2 rRNA genes (1 of these 2 cut by a window edge) are annotated in these 2500 nt (G+C 55.8%); both read right to left on the minus strand.

From position 1 onward, the window contains the following. Positions 1–4 precede the first annotated feature (4 nt). Positions 5–121: ribosomal RNA gene (gene rrf / locus ABFJ78_RS50090) — 5S ribosomal RNA — on the minus strand. Between the two features lie 64 nt (positions 122–185). Beyond that, positions 186–2500 (minus strand): 23S ribosomal RNA (locus ABFJ78_RS50095); it runs 1070 nt beyond the window's last position.

Here is a 2500-nt window from a genome sequence, read left to right on the forward strand (position 1 = left end):
GTAAGTTCGGCGGTGTCCTACTCTCCCACAACCCTTCGGTTGCAGTACCATCGGCGCTGTCAGGCTTAGCTTCCGGGTTCGGAATGGGACCGGGCGTTTCCCTGACGCTAAAACCACCGAAACACTCCGAAACAACACGCCTGGCGTGGTGTTTCAGAACCGTAGAGTGGATGCGCAACATCTTCGTAGGCAAGTCCTCGGCCTATTAGTACCAGTCAACTCGACAACACATTACTGTGCTTCCATTTCTGGCCTATCAACCCAATGGTCTCTTGGGGGCCTTAACCCACAAAGGGTGGGATACCTCATCTTGGAACAGGCTTCCCGCTTAGATGCCTTCAGCGGTTATCCCTTCCGAACGTGGCCAACCAGCCATGCCCCTGGCGGGACAACTGGCACACCAGAGGTTCGTCCGTCCCGGTCCTCTCGTACTAGGGACAGCCTTCCTCAAGTATCCTACGCGCGCGGCGGATAGGGACCGAACTGTCTCACGACGTTCTAAACCCAGCTCGCGTGCCGCTTTAATGGGCGAACAGCCCAACCCTTGGGACCTACTCCGGCCCCAGGATGCGACGAGCCGACATCGAGGTGCCAAACCATGCCGTCGATATGGACTCTTGGGCAAGATCAGCCTGTTATCCCCGGGGTACCTTTTATCCGTTGAGCGACACCCCTTCCACCAGGAGGTGCCGGATCACTAGTCCCGACTTTCGTCCCTGCTCGACATGTCTGTCTCACAGTCAAGCTCCCTTGTGCACTTGCACTCAACACCTGATTGCCAACCAGGCTGAGGGAACCTTTGGGCGCCTCCGTTACTCTTTAGGAGGCAACCGCCCCAGTTAAACTACCCATCAGGCACTGTCCCTGAACCAGATCATGGCCCGAGGTTCAGATTCCCAATTCGACCAGAGTGGTATTTCAACAACGACTCCACCACAACTAGCGTTGCAGCTTCACAGTCTCCCACCTATCCTACACAAGCCGAACCGAAAACCAATACCAAACTATAGTAAAGGTCCCGGGGTCTTTCCGTCCTGCCGCGCGTAACGAGCATCTTTACTCGTAGTGCAATTTCGCCGGGCCTGTGGTTGAGACAGCCGGAAAGTCGTTACGCCATTCGTGCAGGTCGGAACTTACCCGACAAGGAATTTCGCTACCTTAGGATGGTTATAGTTACCACCGCCGTTTACTGGCGCTTAAATTCTCAGCTTCGCCCCGAAAGGCTAACCGGTCCTCTTAACGTTCCAGCACCGGGCAGGCGTCAGTCCATATACATCGTCTTGCGACTTCGCATGGACCTGTGTTTTTAGTAAACAGTCGCTTTCCGCTGGTCTCTGCGGCCACCCACCCCTAGCCTGCAAGAAGCTTCAGGATGTTTGGCCCCCCTTCTCCCGAAGTTACGGGGGCATTTTGCCGAGTTCCTTAACCACAGTTCACCCGATCGCCTTGGTATTCTCTACCTGACCACCTGTGTTGGTTTGGGGTACGGGCCGTGCATGCACTCACTAGAGGCTTTTCTCGGCAGCATAGGATCACTCTACTTCGCCTCAAACGGCTACGCATCACGTCTCAGCCTATATGGAACACGGATTTGCCTATGTTCCGGCCTACACGCTTACACCAGGACAACCATCGCCTGGCGGAGCTACCTTCCTGCGTCACCCCATCGCTTGACTACTACGAAATCAGGTCCCACGCTCCACACACCACCCTCCGTCCGAAGACATTGGATGATGGCTTTGGGTGGTTAGTATCAAACGCCTCGTCATGGGCGCACATGCTCGGGTACGGGAATATCAACCCGTTGTCCATCGACTACGCCTGTCGGCCTCGCCTTAGGTCCCGACTTACCCTGGGCGGATTAGCCTGGCCCAGGAACCCTTGGTCATCCGGCGGCAGAGTTTCTCACTCTGCATTCGCTACTCATGCCTGCATTCTCACTCCCACACCCTCCACCGCTAGCTTCCGCCACGGCTTCCCTGGGTGCAGGACGCTCCCCTACCCATCAACACGACTACACAACACTCACGAAGAGCGAAATGGATCTATTGTGTCAATGACACAGCTTCGGCGGTGTGCTTAAGCCCCGCTACATTGTCGGCGCAGGACCACTTGACCAGTGAGCTATTACGCACTCTTTCAAGGGTGGCTGCTTCTAAGCCAACCTCCTGGTTGTCTGGGCAATCCCACATCCTTTCCCACTGAGCACACACTTAGGGGCCTTAGCTGGTGTTCTGGGCTGTTTCCCTCTCGACGACGAAGCTTATCCCCCGCCGTCTCACTGCCGTACTCTCACACCACGGTATTCGGAGTTTGGTTGATTTCGGTAACCCGGTAAGGCCCCTAGACCATCCAGTAGCTCTACCCCCGTGGAGAAACATACGACGCTGCACCTAAATGCATTTCGGGGAGAACCAGCTATCACGGAGTTTGATTGGCCTTTCACCCCTACCCACAGCTCATCCCCTCAGTTTTCAACCTAAGTGGGTTCGGGCCTCCA

The organism is Amycolatopsis sp. MEPSY49, from assembly GCF_051337345.1.
In the GTDB taxonomy this organism is placed as follows: Bacteria; Actinomycetota; Actinomycetes; order Mycobacteriales; family Pseudonocardiaceae; genus Amycolatopsis.